11 protein-coding genes and 2 tRNA genes are annotated in these 20,249 nt (G+C 68.4%); 5 read left to right on the top strand and 8 right to left on the bottom strand.

Annotation, left to right across the window (positions count from 1 at the left end; genetic code table 11):
• Positions 1–75 precede the first annotated feature (75 nt).
• Positions 76–1,494 carry an adventurous gliding motility TPR repeat lipoprotein GltE gene (gene gltE, locus Q664_RS03380; RefSeq protein ID WP_425117391.1) on the bottom strand — a complete coding sequence of 473 codons (1,419 nt, stop codon included), beginning with the start codon at positions 1,492–1,494 and terminating at the stop codon, positions 76–78.
• 14 nt (positions 1,495–1,508) lie between these two features.
• On the bottom strand, positions 1,509–5,105 hold the full coding sequence (locus Q664_RS03375) for a tetratricopeptide repeat protein (RefSeq protein WP_235216533.1): 3,597 nt from the start codon (positions 5,103–5,105) through the stop codon (positions 1,509–1,511).
• Between the two features lie 279 nt (positions 5,106–5,384).
• Between Q664_RS03375 and Q664_RS03370 the strand changes: the two genes are divergently transcribed.
• Together Q664_RS03370 and Q664_RS03365 are read left to right on the top strand one after the other, a co-directional pair.
• A complete protein-coding gene (locus Q664_RS03370) occupies positions 5,385–6,035 on the top strand; it encodes a hypothetical protein (RefSeq protein WP_043389787.1) in 651 nt (216 codons plus the stop codon).
• 70 nt (positions 6,036–6,105) lie between these two features.
• Positions 6,106–7,053 carry an ATP-binding protein gene (locus Q664_RS03365; RefSeq protein ID WP_043389785.1) on the top strand — a complete coding sequence of 316 codons (948 nt, stop codon included), beginning with the start codon at positions 6,106–6,108 and terminating at the stop codon, positions 7,051–7,053.
• A 101-nt stretch (positions 7,054–7,154) separates the two neighbouring features.
• On the opposite strand, the gene Q664_RS03360 is transcribed toward Q664_RS03365, so the two are convergent.
• Entirely contained in the window at positions 7,155–9,701 is a 2,547-nt protein-coding gene (locus Q664_RS03360) for a N,N-dimethylformamidase beta subunit family domain-containing protein (RefSeq protein WP_043389784.1), read from the bottom strand.
• A gap of 168 nt (positions 9,702–9,869) precedes the next feature.
• Here Q664_RS03360 and Q664_RS03355 point away from each other — a divergent pair, with 168 nt between their 5' ends.
• Positions 9,870–13,373, top strand: coding sequence for a LamG domain-containing protein (locus Q664_RS03355; protein WP_043389783.1), 3,504 nt, complete (start codon positions 9,870–9,872; stop codon positions 13,371–13,373).
• A gap of 25 nt (positions 13,374–13,398) precedes the next feature.
• Here the strand turns inward: Q664_RS03355 and Q664_RS03350 are convergent, their stop codons facing one another.
• The 5 genes from Q664_RS03350 to Q664_RS03330 form a co-directional block, all read right to left on the bottom strand.
• Complete coding sequence (locus Q664_RS03350; RefSeq protein ID WP_043389781.1) at positions 13,399–14,607, bottom strand: hypothetical protein; 1,209 nt, start codon at positions 14,605–14,607, stop codon at positions 13,399–13,401.
• Positions 14,608–14,626: 19 nt separating this feature from the next.
• Entirely contained in the window at positions 14,627–16,999 is a 2,373-nt protein-coding gene (locus tag Q664_RS03345; protein WP_052517617.1) for a hypothetical protein, read from the bottom strand.
• Positions 17,000–17,021: 22 nt separating this feature from the next.
• Positions 17,022–17,093: transfer RNA gene (locus Q664_RS03340), tRNA-Lys, on the bottom strand.
• A gap of 19 nt (positions 17,094–17,112) precedes the next feature.
• Positions 17,113–17,184: transfer RNA gene (locus Q664_RS03335), tRNA-Arg, on the bottom strand.
• 89 nt (positions 17,185–17,273) lie between these two features.
• A complete protein-coding gene (locus Q664_RS03330; protein ID WP_043389779.1) occupies positions 17,274–18,467 on the bottom strand; it encodes an aspartate kinase in 1,194 nt (397 codons plus the stop codon).
• Between the two features lie 207 nt (positions 18,468–18,674).
• Between Q664_RS03330 and Q664_RS03325 the strand changes: the two genes are divergently transcribed.
• A complete protein-coding gene (locus Q664_RS03325; RefSeq protein WP_235216532.1) occupies positions 18,675–19,406 on the top strand; it encodes an ABC transporter ATP-binding protein in 732 nt (243 codons plus the stop codon).
• A 39-nt stretch (positions 19,407–19,445) separates the two neighbouring features.
• Positions 19,446–20,240, top strand: a complete 795-nt coding sequence (locus tag Q664_RS03320; protein WP_043389777.1) for an ABC transporter permease — start codon at positions 19,446–19,448, stop codon at positions 20,238–20,240.
• Positions 20,241–20,249: the final 9 nt, after the last annotated feature.

Genomic DNA, 20,249 nt, shown 5'->3' with positions numbered 1-20,249 from the left:
CACGTCCGCCAGCGCCGGAATCCGGCGCCAGCGGACGAAGGTTCGCATCATTCCCCCCACCCTCGCCACACACTCCTAGAAGATGTCGTCAGACGGCTCGGCGGGTTCCGCCTTGGCTGGATTCTTCTGCGCAGGCGCGGTGGCGGGCTGGCCGTCGGCGGGCGGAGTGGTGGCGGCGGGAGGCGGAGTGCCACCGGCCGGGGTGGTCTGCGCCGGGGTGCCGGAACCCGAGGCGGGGGTGACATCGCCACCCTGCCTGGCCTCCTCGGCCTTCATCGCCTCCTGCTGCTGCTTCTGGAGCGCCTCGAGCTGCTTCTGCTGCTCCTCGGCGGCCAGGGCCTCGCGCTGGGCCTGGACGATGGTCTCGGCCTCGCGCAGCAGCCCGAAGATGGGGTGCTCGGCGTTGAGGGCCACCTCACCGCCGGACATGGCGATGTACTTGCGGTACAGCTCGATGGCCCGCTCCGGAGCGCCCTTGTGGCGGTGCAACAGGACAGCGCGGTTGAAGTGGACGGCGGCCATGTTCGGGTCGAGCTTCTCCGCCTCGTCGTACTCCTGCATGGCCTTGTCCAGCTGGCCCTGGCCCTTGTAGGCGATGCCGAGGTTGAGGTGGGCGGCGGCGTTCTTGCTGTCGGCCTGGAGGATGCGGCGCAGGTGCTCCTCGGCGCCGGGGTAGTCCTCCGAGTCCAGCTCCATCTGCGCCAGCTGCACGCGCGAGGGCACGTAGTCGGCGCGGACCTCGATGGCGCGCTTGAAGGACAGGCGCGCCGCGTCCTTCTTGTCCTCCTGCAGGAGGACGAGGCCGATGGTGTGGTGCAGCTCGGGATCGTTCTGGTCGATCTTCATGGCGCGCAGGGCCACCAGCTTGGCCATGGCCAGCTGCTTGCGCTCCAGGTAGCTGCGCATCATCACCTTGTAGGCGGTGACGGACTGGGGCTCGCGCATGAGGGCGGCGCGCGCCAGCTCCATGGCCTTCTCCTGGTCACCGGTCTGCCGGTAGATCTCCGCCAGACGGGCGCGGGCGTTGCCGTCGTCCGGGTAGATCTTGAGGATGCCCTGGTAGAGGGACACCGCGCCGGAGACGTCACCCGCGTTCTGGGCGATCACCGCCAGGTTCTCGGAGGCCTGGCGCAGGGTGGGCTTCTTCTTGAGGGCCGCCTGGTAGCGGGAGACGGCCTCCTGCGTGTTGCCCTGCCGCTCGGCGAGCACACCGAGGTTGTACTCGGCCTCGGCCACGTTCGGGTCCGCGTCCAGCGCGGCCTTGAACTTGCGCTCGAGCGACGGGTAGTCGAAGGCGTTGGCCTTCTTCTGGGCCTCCATCGCTCCGAGCGCGTCCTCGAAGAGGAGCTTGGCGCGGTTGGAGATGGGGACCGGCTCGTTGGGCTTGACGTTCGTCTTGCCAGCGGTGGTGCCGGTATCCGAGGCGGCCTTGGTGCCCGTGCAGCCCGCGGCGAACAGCGCCGCGAGCGAGGCCAGGAGGAGTGAGCGCATCATGGGGGGGCGATTCATTAGAGGAAGTCCTCCGGTTCCTGCTCGTCCGTCCCGGCCTTCTTGGGCGTCCCCTCCTTGGTGGGAGCGGACGGACCATCGACCTGGGTGGCCGTCTGCTGCTGCAGCCGCCTGGCGAGATCCGACACGTCCTCGGCGGCCTGCTGGGTCTGCGTCTGCTCGGCCGCGGCCGTCTCGACGACGGGCGGCGGCACGTCCTGGATGGCGGTGAGCAGGTCTCCACCGATGACCAGGTCACGGCCCTTGGAGAGGGCCACCTTGTCCTCGACCATCGTGGGGAACTGATCCGGGCGGTAGGTGTTGCGCAGCATCTTCAGGCTCTCGGCCGCGCAGTTGTTGAAGATGTCCAGCTCGCGGGCCTTGGCCACGGCGTTGCCGAAGGCCTCGGCGGCGCTCTCCTTGAGCGGCTGGGCGTTGTTGCCGAACTCCTCGCGCAGCGCGCCCTCCGTCTCCTCGTCGATGCCCGGGGGCATGGGCGCGTTGATGAGCTTGTCCGCGAAGTTGTCGTACACGAGACCCAGGCGGTACAGGGCGCAGATACCGGGCTCGGCCGCGCCGATCTGCACCGTCTGCACGTACTTCTTCTCCACCACCGCGCGCGAGTCGTTCTTGTCCTTGATGGAGGCCTTGAACTTCTCCGGGCTGGCCGGCCGGCCCCAGGACAGCTTCACGCGCGAGTAGAACTGGAAGTCCGGCTCCACGCTGCGGAACTGGGCACGGGCCACGGGCTCCAGCGCCGACTTCTCCAGCGACTGCTGCAGCCGCCTGGGCAGCTTCTCGTAGTAGTCGAGGATACGGTTGTAGAGGCGCTCGGTGTCCTTGGGACGGCGCAGCTTGTTCTCGTAGATGTCGACGATGCGGCCCTCGGCCATGAGGAACTTGCTGGGGCTGCGCATGTACTGGCGCTCGTACTCCTCCAGCTGCGTCATGGCCTTGATGTAGTTGCCCGTCTTCTCGTGCAGGTCCACGATGGCCAGGAACACGTCCTCGGCGTCCTTGGCCTTGGGCCAGAGCGTCAGGTAGCGCTCGCGCAGGGACAGCGCCTCCTTGAGCTGGCCGAGCCCCTCGCGGTAGGTGGCCGCGTTGAAGAGCGCCACCTGGGCCTTGGCCTCCTCCCACTTCTGCGGGGCACCGGGCTTGTCGGACACCACGACCGCCTTGCCCTTGCCCTTGCCCCTGCCCTTCCTGGCGCGGGCGGGGGCCGACTTCGCGGCGCCACCACTCTTGCTGGCCTCGTAGCCGTCCACGTACTGCTCGTACACGTCCGCGGACTCGAGGAAGTCACCGATGGCCTCCAACGCCTCCGCGTTGTTGTAGATGCACTCCGGCACGAAGCGCGAGGACGGGTACTGCTCGATGATGCGCTGGCGGACCTGGATGGCCTTATCCAGCATCTTCGCCTTGTAGTAGTCCACCGAGGCGTTGAAGAGCGCCACGTCGGCGATCTCCGTCTGCGGGAAGTCCGCCACGAAGGCCAGGTAGGCCTCGGCCGCCTTCTCGAACTGGTTCTTCGCCTCGAGCTGGCTCACCAGCTTGAAGGCGGACTGCTCGATCACCTTGGAGAGCTCGTCGCGGAACTTGCCGGTGGCCAGCCTGTCGTTGGCGTAGAACTTGCGCGCCCACTCGTTCACCTTCGCCCAGTCCTCGAGCAGGTTGTACGAGTCGAGGATCAGGTTGGCGGCGATCTCCGCGGCGCGCTCGCCGGACTCGAACTTGTACTCGGGCGAGCCGAGCGCGATCTCGCTGAAGCGCAGCACCGCCTCGTCGAAGTGGTTGTGGCGGTAGTAGATGTTGGCCGCCTTGAAGGCGATCTCCACCTTCTTGTCACCCTTGGGCACGTACTTCAGGTAGCGCTCGCAGGCCTCCAGCAGATCCTTCTTGCCCTGCGGGATGTTGGCCTTCTTGCGGATGTCCTTGCTGATCTCATCCTTGAACATCCCCTTGGCCTCGGCGTCCTTCACCATCTCGTCATAGGCGAGCACGGCGTTGTACGCGGCGTTGTTGAGCCACTTGCCCGGCTTGCCGGGCTTGGGGTTGCCCTGCTCGTCCTTGGCCTCCAGCAGCTTCACGTCCTGCAACACGACGAGCGTGTAGTTGGCCGCGGCCTTGTCGAACTTCTGGAGGTTGTCGTTGAGGAGCTCGGCCCAGAAGAAGCGCAGATCATACGCCTTGGAGCTCTCCGGGAAGAGCGTGAGGTAGTCCGAGTAGATCATGTCGGCGTAGCCGAACGTGGCCTCCTCGCGCGTCTTCTTCGCCTCGTTGTGCCAGGTGACGGCGAGGTTGGACAGGGTGCGCTCGGCCAGATCCTTGGCCTCCGCGAGCGCCTTCTTGTCCTTCTCCTCCTTGATGACGCCGGAGCCCTCGACCTCCTTCATGATCTTCACGAGCCGGCGCACCTGCGTGACGGTGCGCTCCTTGTTGCCCATGCGGAGGACGATGTCGACGATGCGGCCCTGGAAGCCGGGAGCCTCGGGAGAGAGCGGCTTCTCCTTGATGAGGCTGTTGTAGGTGATGGCGGCCTCGCGGTCCTTGCCCTCGCCGTAATACATGTTGGCGAGCGTGCGCATCATCGCGAAGCGGTCCTCCGGGTTGGTGGCGACCTTGGAGAAGTCCTCGCGGGCCAGCGTCACGTCACCCTCGCGGGCGTAGGCGCGGACGTAGTCGGTGCGCGCCTCGCGCGCCAGCGAGTTGCCCTTCTTGTTGGCCGCGCCGTCCTTCTCCAGGGCCTGCGCGCCGGCCAGCTCGCCGTAGAGCACCACGGCCTTCCACTTGTCCTTGGCGTTGGTGTAGTCGCCGAGGTTGAAGTAGCACCAGCCCTGCTTGTAGAGCGCGAAGGCGTACACCTGGCTCTCGGGGAACTCGGCGGCCTTCTTGTAGGCGGCGAGCGCCTTCTCCAGGTCCGAGTGCTTGCCCTTCGAGTTGTTGAAGTAGTACTCGCCGAAGGCCAGGTAGGCGTCGGGCATGTACTTGGACTTCGGGTACTTCTCCACCAGGCGCTTGAAGGCCACCAGCGCCTTGCGGGCCTGGCCGTCCTCCATCAGGTACGTGCCGAGGAAGAAGAGCACCTCGTCCGAGCGCTCGAAGTCCGGGTACTCCTGGACGATCTTCGTGTACTGCTCGAGCGCGAGCCTGCCGTACTGCTTCTGCCGGGTGAGGAGCTCGGCCTTGCCCGCCTTGGCGCGGCTCTGGCCCGCGGAGTCACCGCGGTTCATCGCCTCGATGAGCTCGTCGTCCTTGCGGTTGGCCTCGAAGAAGTAGAACTTCGACTCCTCCCAGTATAGCTCGCCCAGGCGGAAGAGCAGCGCGGGCTGCTCCTTCTGGTCCGCCGAGAGGGAGATGATCTTCTTGAGCGACTCGATCTGCTCGCGGCGCTTGGTGGCCACCTGCCCTTCCACGCCGAGACGGAACTGGTCGTATTGGAGGGCGGGCGCGTTGTCCTGCTTCTCCTTCTTGCGGCTGATATCGCCAGCGAGCGACTTGTCCACCACGGCCGTGGAGCTCTTCTTGCCGAGGTTGGCGTCGCGCGGCGCTTTCTTTTCCTGCGCGTTGGCCGTCGTGGCCAGGAGCAGAAGGCTGAGGAGGAGCGTGCGGCGCATGGGGTTCCTCTGCTGGGTTCTTCCGGCCCGGCCCCTCGCCTGCTCGGCAAGTGTCCGGGACTCTTCGGGAATTTCCATCTGGAAGGCGCGCACTATGCGCGGTGCGTTGGGGCCGGTCAACAGCCCCTTGGGGGCATGCCGGGCTGCTTGGACCCAGCCGGAAAGTTTTCAAAAGGGCTGTGCGGAAAGCGTTCCGTGGGTTGCGCTGTCAGCCCCTCCTGGTAAGGGGGAATCTTGCGCCCGGCCGTCCGGCTGCCCACCAGGGAGATGTAGCACCCCATGAGCCTCCTGCCCGAGAGCGCCAGCTTCGAAGAGCTGGTGCAGGACTACTTCCTCGCCATCCGTGGCAGCGGATTGATGCTGTCCGCGCTCGACGTGGAGCTTTTGACGTCCTGGGCCGAACAGGGAGTTCCCTTCGAGGTGGTGGCGCGGGGCATCACCCGCTCGGCGGAGAAGGCGATGTGGGACGCGCGCCCCGGGGAGCCGGTGCTGCGCAGCCTCCGGGCGTGCCGCAAGCAGGTGGAGGCGGAGATCAAGAAGCACCGCGAGCGCACGGCGGGCGCGGGCACCGAGAGCACCCGGCGCGCGGCCCGGACACGCTCGTGGGAGGAGCTGCGCCACGCCCAGTTGCAGGCCTCGCTGGAGCGGCTGGCCGAGCGGGAGCCGGCGCTGGCCCCCCGTGTCCACCGGCTGCTGGAGGTGGTGCTGCGCGAGGTGCCCACCGAGTTCGCGAAGATGGAGACCCTGGAGACGCTGGTGGGGATGATGCTGCTGCGCGCCCTGCCCTTCTCCGAGCGGCGGGAGCTGTGGCGCACGGCCCGGGGAGAGGACACGGATCAGCAGTACATGTCCCTCCGGGCGCGGCGGCTGTCTCGGCGCTTCCGGCTACTGGCGGTGGTGCGCCGACGACTGGGGCTGATGGATTCGTAGAGAGGTAGGTCGCTGAACGTCCATGTAGGAGGCTGACGAGCGTCAGGATGCTCTGCTATGGCCTGCGGACATGGGCATCAAGGCGAGCGGCGAGGTGTGTGGCGAGTGTGGTGGGCGGACGTACCTCATCGAGCGGCGCGGAGACCGGGCGAACGCACGGGTGTGCACGTGCTCGGCCCGGTGCGGGCTGTGTGAGGGACGCGGGTACGCGTACGAGACGCGCGAGGAGACCTTCAGCGCGAAGGTGGGCCCCAAGCGCTACGAGGTGCTCGTGCCCTGTGTCTGTCAACACCGGGCCAGGCGCATGGAGCACTTCAACCAGGTGGGGCTGCCCGGCGTGGTGGCGCACTCGAACTTCGAGAACTACCGGGCCTTCAACGAGGCGCAGGACCGGGCCCGCAACCTGGCGATGCACTTCGCCCACCACTACAGCAAGGGCGGGGTGAACAAGGGCTTCGTCCTCAGTGGCCCGGTGGGCACGGGGAAGACGCACCTGCTGGCCGCCACGCTCAAGCACCTGGTGCTCGAGGTGGGCCTGGAGGCGCGCTACGTGGAAATCTCCCTGCTCTACGCCACCATCCGGCGAGGCTTCCAGGAGGGCAAGAGCGGCGGGGAGATCATCGGCCCCCTGTCGGACGTGGAGGTGCTGGCCATCGACGAGCTGGGCAAGGGCCGCGGCAGCCAGTTCGAGATGGAGACGCTCGATGAGCTGATCGCCCGGCGCTACAACGCGGGGCGCACCACCCTCTTCGCGACGAACTACTCGCTGGAACCGGAGCGCAAGAGCGTCCGGACCGCGGCGCCGAGCGGCTACCGCACCACCGAGGACGCGAAGAGCGCGGCCCGCGACGTGGAGCTGCTGCGCGAGCGCGTGGGTGAGCGCATCTACAGCCGCCTCTGCGAGATGTGCGGCTTCGTGGAGCTGCCGAAGGAGACGCCGGATCAGCGGCGCATGCGGCAGGAGCTGGACGTCCGCCCCGGCCCTCCTCCGGGCGGCATGCGCGGCCCCGGACGCTGAGCCCGCCGGGGCCGACCACGAGCAACTGGTCCAACAGTCGGACCAGTTGGTGAAGCACGGGCCCGGGAGGCCGGCGGGTCTCGAGCACTGGGTGAATCAGCTCACGGCGTGATGGCGCGCAACAGCGCGTTGCCCGATTCCGCCACGTACAGCGTTCCGTCCGGGCCCACCGCGAGCCCCGCGGGCAACACCAGCTCCGCGTCGCCCCCGTTTCCATTCCGCGAACCGAAGCGGCCCGAGCCCGCCAGCGTCGTCACCTCGCCACTCGGGGTGACGCGCCGCACCCGGTAGTTGCCCGGATCCGACACCGCCAGGCTCCCGTCCGCCAGCACCGCCAGACCCAGGTACGGCAGCATCCGCGCGTTCTCCCCGGTACCGTCCGCGAAGCCACCCGGCGGAGAGCCCGCCACCACGCTCACCGTGCCGTTGCGCAAGGCCATCACGCGCGCCATGCCCGTCTCCACCACGTACACCGTCCCGTCCGGCCCCTGCGCCACCGCCGAGGGCCGGTACAGCCACAGGTTCGCCGGCAGCGTCGTCACCGGACTGTCCGGAGCCAGCAGCTCAATCCGCCGGATGACGCCATTGCCCAGGTCCGCCACCAGCAACTCCCCCTGCGGCGTGATGGTCAGCCCCGCCGGCTGGTTGAAGCGCGCCTGCGCCGCCGGCCCATCCACCAGGCCCGGCTCCATCACCGCCCCGGCGAACACCGTCGTCGTCCCGTCCGGCGTGATGCGGCGGATGCAGTAGTTGTCCGAGTCGGAGACGTACACGTTCCCCTGCGCGTCCGCGGCAATCCCCATCGGGCCGTTGAGCCGCACCGACGAGAGCGTCGAGATGCTCCCATCCGGCGCCACCCGCTTCACCTTGTTGGCCAGCGCGTCCGCCACCGCCCAGCCACCACCGGGCAGCACCGCCACCGCCACGGGCGCCGCCAGCAGCCCACGCCCCGGCCCTCCATCCTGGTCTCCTCGCCGCCCCGCCTCTCCCGCCACCGTGCGTACCACTGGCGCGTAGGAGCCTCTCGGCTTCGGCAACGGCGCCGCCTGGAGCACCACCAGATCCTCCGGCACCGACCTCCCCAGCGCGCGATAGAGCACGTTCGCCACCAGGCGCGCCGCGCGCGGATCCGCCGCGTCACTCGTCCCCAGCGTGTGCACGAAGTCGATGCCTCCCGACGAGAACACCCACGCGTTCCCCTTGCGGAACACCACCATCTGCCCGAAGCCGAACGCCCCCTGCAGCGACAACGCCGGCGACTCCGCCAGCACCTCCAGCCCCGCCGGCGACTGGCCGTTGTCCACCACCTGGTCCTGCTCGTAGCCGTTCGCCTTCCACAGCGTGTCCCCGTTCCTCAGCCCCGTCCCCTCGAAGGCCCAGTGGTTCGCATTCGTGATGACCGTGGGGAACGCGAACTGGTGCCACCGGCTGGAGAACATCACCCCCAACAGCGCGTTCTCCGGACGCGGCGTGGCCAGGTCCCTGAACTTCGCCGTCCGATCCGGACTCCTCACCCCCGAGGGATCCAACGCGTCGCCCTTGTAGCAGGTGACGATGCGCCTCGGCCGCCCATCCGCCGCCGGCTCCAGCCGCACCTGCCAGTAGGCCTGGTTCGCTCCGAGATTGATGAGCGACCGGCCCTCGGCCACCGCCTTGTCCGCCCGGTCACGGATCGTCCGCGTCCAGTACTCGTCGTGCCCCGACATCACCAGCACCTTCGCCTCGGTCAGGGAGTCCCCGCTCCGATCCAGCTCCTCGTTGGTCACGTACGCCACGTCCAGGCCCTGGGCCTCCAACCACATGATCAGCCCCTGCTCGTCATCCAGCAGGTGCCCCGAGCCGTAACCCCGGTGGTACGGCCGATCGTACGAGGACTGGAAGGCCCGGCCCTTCCCGGTGACGCGGAACTTGTCGTCGTAGAGGCTCGTGCCACCCCAGGTGTTGTAGGCCGCCCACGTCGCCGTCGGGATGATCACCGTCACCTCCGAGCGCGGCTGCACGTCCCTCACGAAGAACGGCACGTAGCGCTGGTAACCGTCATCCCGCACCAGCTTCACCACGTACACCCCGCGCACCCAGCTCGCGTTCGTCTCGAGCTCCAACGTGGGCGTCCAGTTGCATGCGATGATGCCCGTGGGCTTCCGCGGCGGGCACGGCGCCTGCGGCACCGCCTGCAGCGGCCCTCCGCGCACCACCTCCCGGCCTCCCTGCCCTCCGTAATAGCCGAGCCGGTACACCTCCCAACTGAACTTGTGCGGCCCTCCCGTCACCGAGACCGCGATCGGCACCCGCTCGCCCTGCGTCACCGTGGAGACGAGCGCATACCCTTCAATCTCGTTGTTGTTGGCGGCCCGCCTGGTGATGCGCCACGCATTCGTCCCCGGACGCGCGTTCTCCTTGCGGATCGCCTGCCCGTCATGCGGGGGAAGTGGAACCGGATCCGTCCCCCCGTCCAAGGGAGGAGGCGTCGTCGGCCCCCCGTCCACGATGTCCGGCTCTCCGCCATCCGAGCGCTGCACCGGGGAATTGTCGCGCCCGCCACCATTCGGCTCGCCCGTCCCCGTCCCGGTCTCCTCGCAGCCCCCGGCCAGGCCCAGGAGGCAGAGTACGGCAGCCAACACCCCGATGATCCGAACGCCTTTCGCCATGCCCGCCTCCCAACCCCTCTGGGGCTGCGAGGGTAAGCACGAGCACCAGCATGGGAAGTGTTTCTCCCTCCCTGGGAGGCATGTCGGACAGATCAACGCCGCGACAGCCGCACCGGAATTGAATGGTTCACATTGGATTCCTGATGTGCGGGTCTGTTAGACGGCCACATGCGTCCAGAATCGAAGCTTCCAGCACCCCGCTCCTGGCCTGTCCTGCTCCTGCTGGTGGTCTCCGCGGCGTGCACCGAGACACCGGCGCCCACCCAGGAAGAGCAGCCCGGCACGGTGGAGTCGGCACTCGACACTCCCACGCTCTTCACCGACGTGGCGCTCGTGGGCACGGCGCCGTGCTCCACCGACTACAGCCGCATCGACAACTGCTACAACGAGGCGAATCCGCAGCGGCCCAGCATCTTCCGGGAGTTGTCCGCCGCCTGGCGGCCCTACCAGACCCCGGGGCAACCGCCGACGCTGCTCCCCTCCACGCTCGTGGGCAAGGTGCAGCCCTACCCTCCCTTCGAGTACTTCTGGGACGGCCCCCGTCTCCCTGCCGCCTCGGACGCCAACGGAGCCCAGCAGGTACTCCCCTTCACCCGAAGCACCAACGACGGGCGCCTGTCCCTGCGCGGCGGCTGCCGCGGCTGCGGCGAGGGCACCACGCTCGTCACGTTCCGCCCCGAGGTGCTCGGCCAGGACCTCAAGTACGACTTCGCCGCCAAGGGCTCCCTGTTCTCGCAGCCAGGTCATCAGCCCGGCAACCACCCCTTCATCTACTACAACCCGCTCTTCTCCTCGCTGCAGACGCGGAACAACGGCTTCTTCCCCGACGCCCTCCACAGCACGCTCTGTGAGGACTCGGCGCCGGCCTACGTCTCCAGCAAGCACAATCCCCTCAAGTGCCAGGCGCGCTACGAGGCGGGTTCCCCTCTCATCACCGGCGACTGCTACGACATCTCGTTCCTGTATGGGCTCACCGCGGCGGAGGACCCCAACCGGTGGGAGCTGCGCTCGGTGGACGTGACCGTGTTCGTGCGCGACCCGAAGAAGCTGTCCGCCGGAGAGCTGCAGGGCTGGGATTCGAGCGGCTGGGGATTGTGGATCTACCCGCGCAACCCCGAGGGCGAGGTGAAGTCCCTCCCTCAGTGGGAGCTGCCTCCCTTCCGGCCCTTCAACGTGCATGAGACGCCCTGGAGTGATCTGGATGGCAACAACCCCACCTGGACGCACTCGGGCACCAACCAGGTCAACTGGGCGAAGGTCCTCAGCAGCCATCCCGGCTTCAAGTGCTACGACCAGGTCCTGCTGGGCAATATCTTCGGCAAGCCCATCTACACCTATCCCCGCGCCACGGGCCCCAACATTCCCAAGTGGTGCCAGTTCTTCGACCGGCAGTCCTCGCGCTCGCGCTTCCAGGTGGAGGATGACGAGGACTCCGTCATCGGCAACGGCGGCTACTGGAACGGCGTCCACACGCGGCCCGCCTCGGGCGAGGGCAAGCCCCTCTTCCTCTTCGAGCCCACGGTGAGCGGAGACGGCCGGCTGCTCGTCCTCAACATGGACGGGCTCTTCTACTCGTACTCGCCCAATGCCTGCCGCGCGGAGGGCTGGGCGCACATGAAGCCCATCAGCATGATGCCGATGGATCCCGAGGTGAACGGCCGCTACGAGATCGCGAAGTCCCAGGTGATCGGCGGAGTGCCGCGACCGTTCCGCGACTCGATGGGCAACGCCATCCCGTTCGGCGTGCGCGACCAGGGCGCGTACGCGTGGCTCGACCGCGAGGGCAAGAACCTCTTCTTCGCGGCGAAGAACAATCCGCACGACGGCTACTACGCGCGCCAGATGCTCCTCCGGGAGCAGTCCGGGCCCAACGTCTCCACCCAGACCCTCTCCGCCCCGCCGCGGAACGACTGGGAGCGCGCGGCGTTCAACCCGGACCGCTCTCCCGCGCAGGCCATCTCCGTGCTGGGCGCGTGGACCCACGGCAAGGCCGTCATCCTCGACAACGGGTTGAACATCACCGACCTGGGAGGAAACCGCTCCGACGGCCTCACGCGCACCTTCGGGCTGCGCCTCTACGCCGGTGATGACCTCTCGCTGACGCCCCAGGGCAGCTCGGCCATCTTCTCCTTCGAGAACCAGCTCAACCACTTCGACGCGCTGCGGCCCACGCTGCCCTTCGACGTGGTGTGGAACGTCCAGTCCAACACCCAGCGCACCTCCGAGGTGGCCTTCGACGAGTACCTGAACAAGCAGGCCTTCGTCGTCGCCCACATGAACGCGCCCATGCGCATGGACGTCTCACCCTTCGGCGCCCAGCGCGCCGAGACGTTCCCCAAGGACGGGTTCGTCCCCATGCGCAATGCCTGGGCCTACGTGCGGGGCGGGGACATCGCGGACTTCCGCTTCGCGCGCAACCCGCTGGTGCAGAACGCGGCCACCACCAGCGCCGCCCACGGCACCGAGAACCTCCAGGGGCCCAGCTCGTTGCGGCTCCGCGGCGGCGCGCGCATCGAGCCCGTGGCCCTGGGTGGCGTCAGCGGCAAGGGCGTGTGGCTGGACGGCGTCAACGACTTCATGGACATGGGCTACCCCGTCCAACCCTCGCGCCGTGACTGGTACCTCGGCCTCTGGCTCGACTCGCGCCAGCCGTTCCCCACCAAGGTCATCTTCGCCACCGCCCGCACCCTCCCGCGCACCCTCTTCTACTTCCCGGACAACTCGTGGATCGGGCTCGTCGCGGCGAAGGACTTCACCGGTGCCACGTGGCACGAGCTGGCCGTGTACAACGGCGCCACCGGAAGCCAGTACACGGTGAACCTCGGCTCGCTCGTCCAGCAGGGCCAGTTCTTCCACCTCGGCGTGAAGATCTTCACCCGGGCCGGCCAGCGCACGCTCCAGTTCCACGTCAACGGCACCCCGGTCACGACGCTCGCCGTCGCGCCCACGGACACCGGCTTCAACCTCATGGAGGACACCGTCAACGGTTGGACGTGGATGACGGTGGGCGATCCGGGGCCGGCCTTCGTCCCGGGACAGTCGAGGCTCCCGTTCTTCGGCTGGGTGGATGAGTTCCGCGTCTACTCCCTGTCGGCCCAGGACGCGCAGGCCGCGTGGCTCGACGAGCACATCTGCAACAACGCGCTCGGGACGCTGGTGGACATCACCACGTACACCGGAGAGTCCTCGCACCCCGCCCTGTTCAGACTCCGGGACCTGGCGAACCAATACCCGGGATTCCCCACGCTGGTGTGTGAACAGATGCGGCTCGGCTCCCATGTGGATCCACGCGACTACCCCGCCCAGTACGGCGAGCACCTGTGCATCGACCGCGTCCACAAGAACCCGCATGCGAACCCGTCCCTGGCCTCCCGGTGCAAGCGCGCGCAGAAGCTGGCCCTCCCCACGTTCCAGGCGGCCTCGCCCCGGCCCGATACCAGCGCCAACACCTTCTGCCTCACCTGCCACACCTCCACCGCGCCCCTGCCCGGGTTGCGTCCCGGTGCGCTCACGGCCGGCTCGGGGCCCCGCTACCAGGATCCGCGGCGCCAGCCGATGAACGTGCCCGCCGTGATGGGCGGCGTCGTTCCGCCGTGGCTCATGGGAGGCATCACCCTGCCCGACGGCACGCGCACGATGGACCACCACTTCGATCACTACCTGGCCCCCTGACGGGCCGTCCCCTCCGGACCTCGCTTCAGACCACGAAGCGATGTCCGGCCAGCTCGACGCGCGAGAGGGTCATCTGGAAGGGTACTCCGTCCCGCTCGAGCCCTCCGAGTGAGACGGAGCGCTCGACGAGCACTCCCTCCAGGCCCGAGTCCTCCGCGAGCTTGGAGGCCACGTTGACGGGATTGCCCGCGATCTCCCGCTCCCCGTTGGCCAGGGGGAAGAGGTAGACCTCTCCCCGGGCCACGCCCACGTGGGCCTCGACGCCCAGAACGCGGTTCCCCTCGATGATGTCCCGCGCGAACGCCACCGCTTCACGGCCCTCGTCGAAGAGCACGATCGCCAGCGTGCCGTTGGACTTCACGACGTCCGCCCCGTGCGACGCGGCGATCCGGCGCACCGTGAGATCGATGAGCGACATGTCCGTGAACGAGTCCAGCAGGAACTCGCGCGGGGCGTGCTTCGCCTTCACGAACACCACCGTCCGTGTCTTCCGGTACTCGGGGAACGCCTCCGTCCCGAGCTCCTCCACGGACATCGAGCGCAGCCGCTGGAAGAACGCCGCGTCGAAGGGCGTCGGGTAGTTTGGGTTGCCGCCTTCCACGGCCTCCACTCGCCCGGAGAAGTCCTTCAACGACCACAGCGCCCCGTGCGCCCGGAGATCCTCGCGCACCCGGGCCGCGTCGCGAAGCCCTCCCGGGAGCCACTCGAGGATCGCCCCGGATACGACGATCTCTCCACCCGCGGTCTCGTCCTCCGCGATGGCCTCGATGAAGTCCGCCCCCTCGCCAAAGAGGCCGCCTCCCACCCGGTAGCACTCACAGGTGTGGATGCCCATCCCCACCTGCACCCGCAGCGCCTTCACCCGCTCCTGCACCGCGAGCATCTGCGCGACGACCCGCGACGGCGCGATCTCCTCCCCGAAGAACATCTGCGAGTTGTCCGCCGCCCAGATGCCGATGGCCTCACCGCCAAGCGCGGTGCCGTAGGCGTGGATCACCTCCTTGGGCTCGGAGACGAGCTTCATCACCTGGGCCAGGGAGTAACGCTGGGTCAGCGTGGACAGTCCCGCCGAGTCCGTGGACACCAGCGTGCCCCGCTTCCGGAAGGGCGCCAGCAGCTGCTCATGCCGGGCGGAGGTCTTCTCCTGCCCGTTCCAGCTCAGCACGAGCCCGGCCGGGATGAGCCCCGCGATGTCCTGCCGCAGATCCGCCAGGGAGATGTTGTACGTAGCCATCAAGGGGCATTCTTCAACGTCACCCCTCGAAGAGCCAGTGCCGGCCGTCGGACCAGCCCAGGAACCGGCGGGCGATTCCCTTCGGGCCTCCCCGGCCGCTCGCGTCGAACGCGTTGCCAGCGGACACCCACTCGAGCCCGGCCAGCACCGGCTCGAAGCGGCGCCCGAAGGCCTCGCCCTGCTCCTCGACGTGCTCACGTGCCAGGTCGAGGAACTCCCGCAGCTCAGGCGGGTGCACGAACGAGAGGAAGAACAGCATCTGCCGCCAGGCGTAGGCCGTGTTCTTCACCATCTGGAGCTGCGCCTTCCAGTGGTCGATCTTCATCGTCTGCTGCCGGACCAGCCAGAGGAAGCACCGCTCGGCGAGGTGCGGCAGGGCCGGACGCAGCGTCTCCGCGAGCTTCAACTCCTCGAACAGGACCGCGAGGTTGTGCGTGGTGAGGATCTGCGCCTGCTCGAGGATGGTGCCGTTGCGGGCGACCGACCCGCGCCCCCGCTTCGCCCCCGCGCGCTCGGTGCACAGCTCCGCGAAGCCCGGCGAGGTGTCCTTGCCCCACTTCTGCTCGCGATCGTCCAGCGTGAGGAGGTACTTCGTGGGGACATCATAGTACCGGGCGTAGAGCGTGCCCTCGAGCAGCCGCGCCGCCGCTCGCGCCGCGTCGAGGTACTTCATCGAGAACGTGCCCATGAAGATGTCGGCGGCGATCTCCTCCACCAGCGGAAGCCGCAAGTCCGCGCCCTTCGCGAGCGCGGACAACTCCTGGATGAGCTTGTTGGGAATCAGCGTCTGGGGGAAGGAGGCGATCGCCAACGTCGAGACCTGTTCGAGCGTCTGGCGCGCCAGCACTCGCGCACCGAGCTCGTTCTTGCGGTACGGACGGATCGCCTCCACCCACGGCAGCTCGTCGAACCGGACCTGGTGCTGCAGGTTCAACAGCAACAGGGAGCGCCGGCGCCGGAACGCCGCGTAGAGGGCGGTGTAGAGCCGGCGCAGCTCCGGGTCCTCGATCCCCGCCGCCCCCACCTGGGAGGTGATCTGCGGCAGCACGGTGGCGAGCACCTCGCCGGAGCCAATCACCCCGCGCTCCACGAGTTGATCGATGGGCGCCTCGAGGCAGCGCTCGACCTTCCCGAGCAGATGCGGAGGGATGGGACGGCCGGGCGCGATTCCCAGGCTCGCGCTCTCGTCCTCGCGAACCGGAGCAGCGGCGAGGTCCAGCGAGCCGAGCCCCTCATCACCCGGCAGCGTCCGCAGGCGGTTCACCACCAGGACCGCGAACTCCTTCATGGTGGGTTGTTCGGCCATCCGCGCCTGCTCGTCACGCACCCGCCGGAGCCGCTCCGAGCCGGGGGCTCCGTGGCGCGTCACATACGAGGCGAGAATCTTGCGGATGGAGCCCACGTCCCGGCCCGTGAGCGAGCGCGCATCGGCGACGCACCGCTCCAGGAAGCCGCGCAGCCGGGCGAAGTTCTCCTTCGGGTGCTCGGGCTTGCCGCACAGCTTGTGATTCTGGCGCTCGGCCTGGTAGTCGCGCAGCAACCGCCGCGCTCGCTCGTGCCAGCCTTCCGGCCAGTTCTGGCAGGGCCAGCCGCCCTCGACCCGGCCCTGACCATCCGGGCGGCGGACCAGCTCACCGTTCTCCTCCGCCAGGTGGGGGAGCGCTCCCTCCACGGTCTCGAGGAACAGCTCGACGGCGCGGTCGTAGAGCGGATTCCAGACCCGCAGCGCCTCGTTCATCTTCGCGATCCGCGGGCGCCGCTCGATGGAATCCAGTTGCCGCACGGTGTTCCCCACCGTCTGCACCCGCACCACCGCGCTCGAGGAGAACGGACGGGGGTCCGGCACGGGGTAGAACCGCAGCCGATCCGTGAGCGGCGCCAGCGTCTCAAGCAACTCCAACGCCCGTTCCGCCTCGCCACGGCCGATCAGCCAGGCCACGGTCAGCAGCGCCCCCTCCTCCGGGATACGCACCCGGTAGCAGCCACTGCGCAGCGCCTCCGCGAGCTCGCGCTGGCCCTCGTCCCCCAGGAACCACGTGTTCAACCGGGAGCGCTCGGTGGCGTCCGCCTCGGCGGGCGCGGGGAGCGAGTCCAGCCGCTCCCGCTCGTGCGGCTCCAGCGGGCCCTCGGCGAGCAGGTGGCCCGTGGCGAATCCACCCTGCGCGACCTCCAGGGTGACCCAGGCGGGAATCCCCTCGAGCGGCGTTCGCGAGCCGACCGAGAGCGTCCCCGAGGCCAGCTCCTCCAACACCGAGCGCCACCGCTCGACCTTCGCCGCCGCGCGCGCCCGGACAGCCGGGTCGGAGTGGTTCAGGCTCGTCTCGAGCCCACGGCGGAGCTGGTCGAGCACATAGCCGGTGTTCACGCGAGGCGACGAGGAGTCGGTGGGCATCGGGATCGAAGAGAAGGAGAAAGCTTGGAGGCAGGATTCGAACCCGCGCCCTGCCGGGAAAGAGCCGGCTGCTCTACCGCTGAGCTACTCCAAGGGCTGAAGCACACCGCACAACTTGGAGGCAGGATTCGAACCCGCGCCCTGCCGGTCCGAAGCCGGCTGCTCTACCACTGAGCTACTCCAAGGGTAGGAAGGACCCTAGCACAACGTGGACGACCCAGGGTCCCGTATACCCTCACCCCCGGCCCTCTCCCAGAGGGAGAGGGAGTGGCGCTCAGGCCCCGAGGAACTCCCGGTGCAGCCTCGCCGTGAGCGGTTTGAGGTGCTGCTTGTCCACCAGCAACGTCAGTTGCAGCGGCGACGTGTGCACCGCGTGCACCCTCGCGCCCAGCTCCTCCGCCACCCCCAGCGCCCTCCTCAGGTAGCTCCAGTCCGCGTTCATCCCCGCCCCCACCGCCGTCACCGTCCCCACCTCTTCCCGCAGCGCCACCGCCTCCCCGAAGCGCGCTCCCACGTCCCGCTTCAGCGCCTCCAGCCCGTGCACGTCCTGCAACGGCACCGCGATGAACGTCCTCCCCTGCCCCATCAACCCGTCGAAGGCCAGCGCCCTCCCGCGCACCCCTCGCGCGTCCAGGAACTCCAGCAGCTCCGGCAGCTTCACCGCCTCCACCGCCGCCGATAGCACCGCCATCTCCGCCTCCGCCGTCACCCCCTTCACCCGCGTGTCCGACGGCGCCACCAGCTCCTGCACCGCCGTCCCCGTCCCCGCCGCATGCGCCGTCCTCGCCAGGATGACGATCCCCTTCGCCTTCGCGAACTCCACCGCCTGCGCGTTCAGCACCTTCGCCCCCGCGCTCGCCAGCTCCTGCATCTCGTCGTACGAGAGCGTCTCCAGCTTCCTCGCGTCCGGCACCACCCGCGGATCCGCGCTGAACACCCCGTCCACGTCCGAGTAGATTTCACACGATTCCGCGCTCAGCGCCGCCGCCAGCGCCACCGCCGTCGTGTCCGAGCCCCCTCGCCCCAGCGTCGTCACCTCCCGCTTGTACGAGACGCCCTGGTACCCCGCGACGATCACCACCTTGCCCTGCGCCAGCTCGTCCTGGATGCGGTACGGCCTCACCTCCACGATGCGCGCCTGCGAGTGCGCGTCGTTCGTGATGATGCCGCTCTGGCTCCCCGTGAAGCTGATGGCCGGCACCCCCTGCTCCTGCAGCGCCATGGACAGGAGCGCCATGGAGATGCGCTCCCCGCACGTCAGCAGCATGTCCAGCTCGCGCCGGGGCGGGTCCGGCGACACCTGCCTGGCCAGCGCCAGCAGCTCGTCCGTCGTGTCCCCCATGGCCGAGACCACCACCACCACCTGGTAGCCCCGCTCCCGCGTCTGCTTCACCCGGAGTGCGACCTTGCGGATCTTCTCCACATCGGCGACCGACGAGCCGCCGTACTTCTGAACCACGATTGGCATAAAGCACCCGCTGCTTTGTTCCTAGGGACCGGCGGAGGTCACAGGTAACCTGCCGGGCGTGTCCGCCCAGACACACTGGAAGTCACTCATGCACAAGGCTCGCCAGCGCCCTCCCGTGACCCGCCCACGCCTGCCCGCCCGCCTTGACAGTCCGAGACCGGCTCTTATATCGGCCGCCGGTCGAACGCTTCTTTCCGGAGCTTCCTCATGCCCATGATCGAGGTCCAGAACCTCACCAAGCGATACCGGGAACGGGTCGCGGTGGACGCCCTGAACTTCTCGGTCGCCGAGGGAGAGATCCTCGGGTTCCTCGGCCCCAACGGCGCGGGCAAGTCCACCACCATGAAGATCCTCACCGGGTTCCTGCCCCCCTCCGAGGGCACGGCGAAGGTGGCGGGCTTCGACGTCTTCGAGCAGCCCCTGGAGGTCAAGCGGCGGATCGGCTACCTGCCCGAGACCCCGCCCCTCTACCCGGAGATGACGGTGGCCGGGTACCTGAAGTTCGTGGCCGAGCTCAAGCGGGTGCCCGGCCGCGGCCTCCGCGCCGAGGTGGAGCGGGTGTCCGGCCTCACCGGACTGGCGGACGTCATGGGCCGCGTCATCCAGAACCTCTCCAAGGGCTACAAGCAGCGCGTGGGGATTGCCCAGGCCCTGCTCGGCTCCCCGCCGGTGCTCATCCTCGACGAGCCCACCGAGGGACTGGATCCCGCCCAGCGCGCCGAGGTGCGCGGCCTCATCAAGGGGCTGGCCGGCAAGCACACCGTCATCCTCTCCACCCACATCCTCCCCGAGGTGACGATGACCTGCGAGAAGGTCCTCATCATCAACCAGGGCCGGGTGGTCGCGTACGATCAGATCCGCAAGCTCGCCAAGGTACACGGCGGCAAGGCGGAGAACGTCTCGCTGGAGGAGATCTTCATCAAGCTGACCGCGGCCTGAGGCCCGCGCGTTCCCCCCGCACACGCTCCTGGAGGCCTCATGCGCACCGCGCTGGCCATCGCCCGCAAAGAGCTGTCCATCTACTTCACCACGCCCTGGGCCTACGCCGTCTTCACGGCGATGCTGGCCGTGTCGTCCTTCTTCTTCGTCAACTCCCTCTTCGATTTCCAGCGCGCCCAGGAGATGGCGCGCACGTACGGCTGGGACCGCATCCCCCAGGAGTTCCGCAACCTCACCGACGGCGTGATGGTGCCCTTCTGGTCCACGGTGGTGATGATCACCCTCTTCGTGGTGCCCTTCCTCTCCATGCGGCTGTTCGCGGAGGAGAAGCGGAACAAGACGTTCGAGCTGCTGATGACGGCGCCCGTGCGGCCGGTGGAGATCGTCCTGGGCAAGTACCTCGGCGGCCTGGGCATCATCACCACCACCCTGGGGCTCACCATCTTCTTCCCCGTGCTGCTCACCGTCTTCGGCAAGGCGGACTCCGGCAGCGCGCTCGAGTGGAGCACGGTGCTGCTGGGCTACGGCGGGCTGCTCTTGTGGGGCGCCACCTGCATGGCCGTGGGCATGTTCATCTCCTCGCTGACGGAGAGCCAGATGGTGGCCGCGCTCGTCACCTTCGCGGTGCTGCTGCCGTGGATGCTGCTCCAGGGACTGGCCCAGGCCACCGAGGAGCCCGTGCGCTCCTTCATCAGCTACCTGTCCTTCGGCGCGCAGTTGCAGGGCCTCATGCGCGGCGTGCTGGACCTCAAGGCGATCGTCTTCTTCTGCTCCGTCATCTTCTTCTCGCTGCTGCTCAGCCACCGCACGGTGGAAGCGCAGCGCTGGGCCTGACGTGCCCTC

It is taken from the genome of Archangium violaceum Cb vi76 (assembly GCF_000733295.1).
Lineage (GTDB): Bacteria > Myxococcota > Myxococcia > Myxococcales > Myxococcaceae > Archangium > Archangium violaceum.
This window is presented reverse-complemented; position numbering and strand designations above follow the sequence as displayed.

Bases quoted from the DNA above. Each gene is read 5' to 3' on its own strand.
- gltE (WP_425117391.1), bottom strand. From the start codon at position 1,494: ATGATGCGCTCACTCCTCCTGGCCTCGCTCGCGGCGCTGTTCGCCGCG.
- Q664_RS03375 (WP_235216533.1), bottom strand. From the start codon at position 5,105: ATGCGCCGCACGCTCCTCCTCAGCCTTCTGCTCCTGGCCACGACGGCC.
- Q664_RS03370 (WP_043389787.1), top strand. From the start codon at position 5,385: ATGAGCCTCCTGCCCGAGAGCGCCAGCTTCGAAGAGCTGGTGCAGGAC.
- Q664_RS03365 (WP_043389785.1), top strand. From the start codon at position 6,106: ATGGGCATCAAGGCGAGCGGCGAGGTGTGTGGCGAGTGTGGTGGGCGG.
- Q664_RS03360 (WP_043389784.1), bottom strand. From the start codon at position 9,701: ATGGCGAAAGGCGTTCGGATCATCGGGGTGTTGGCTGCCGTACTCTGC.
- Q664_RS03355 (WP_043389783.1), top strand. From the start codon at position 9,870: ATGCGTCCAGAATCGAAGCTTCCAGCACCCCGCTCCTGGCCTGTCCTG.
- Q664_RS03350 (WP_043389781.1), bottom strand. From the start codon at position 14,607: ATGGCTACGTACAACATCTCCCTGGCGGATCTGCGGCAGGACATCGCG.
- Q664_RS03345 (WP_052517617.1), bottom strand. From the start codon at position 16,999: ATGCCCACCGACTCCTCGTCGCCTCGCGTGAACACCGGCTATGTGCTC.
- Q664_RS03330 (WP_043389779.1), bottom strand. From the start codon at position 18,467: ATGCCAATCGTGGTTCAGAAGTACGGCGGCTCGTCGGTCGCCGATGTG.
- Q664_RS03325 (WP_235216532.1), top strand. From the start codon at position 18,675: ATGCCCATGATCGAGGTCCAGAACCTCACCAAGCGATACCGGGAACGG.
- Q664_RS03320 (WP_043389777.1), top strand. From the start codon at position 19,446: ATGCGCACCGCGCTGGCCATCGCCCGCAAAGAGCTGTCCATCTACTTC.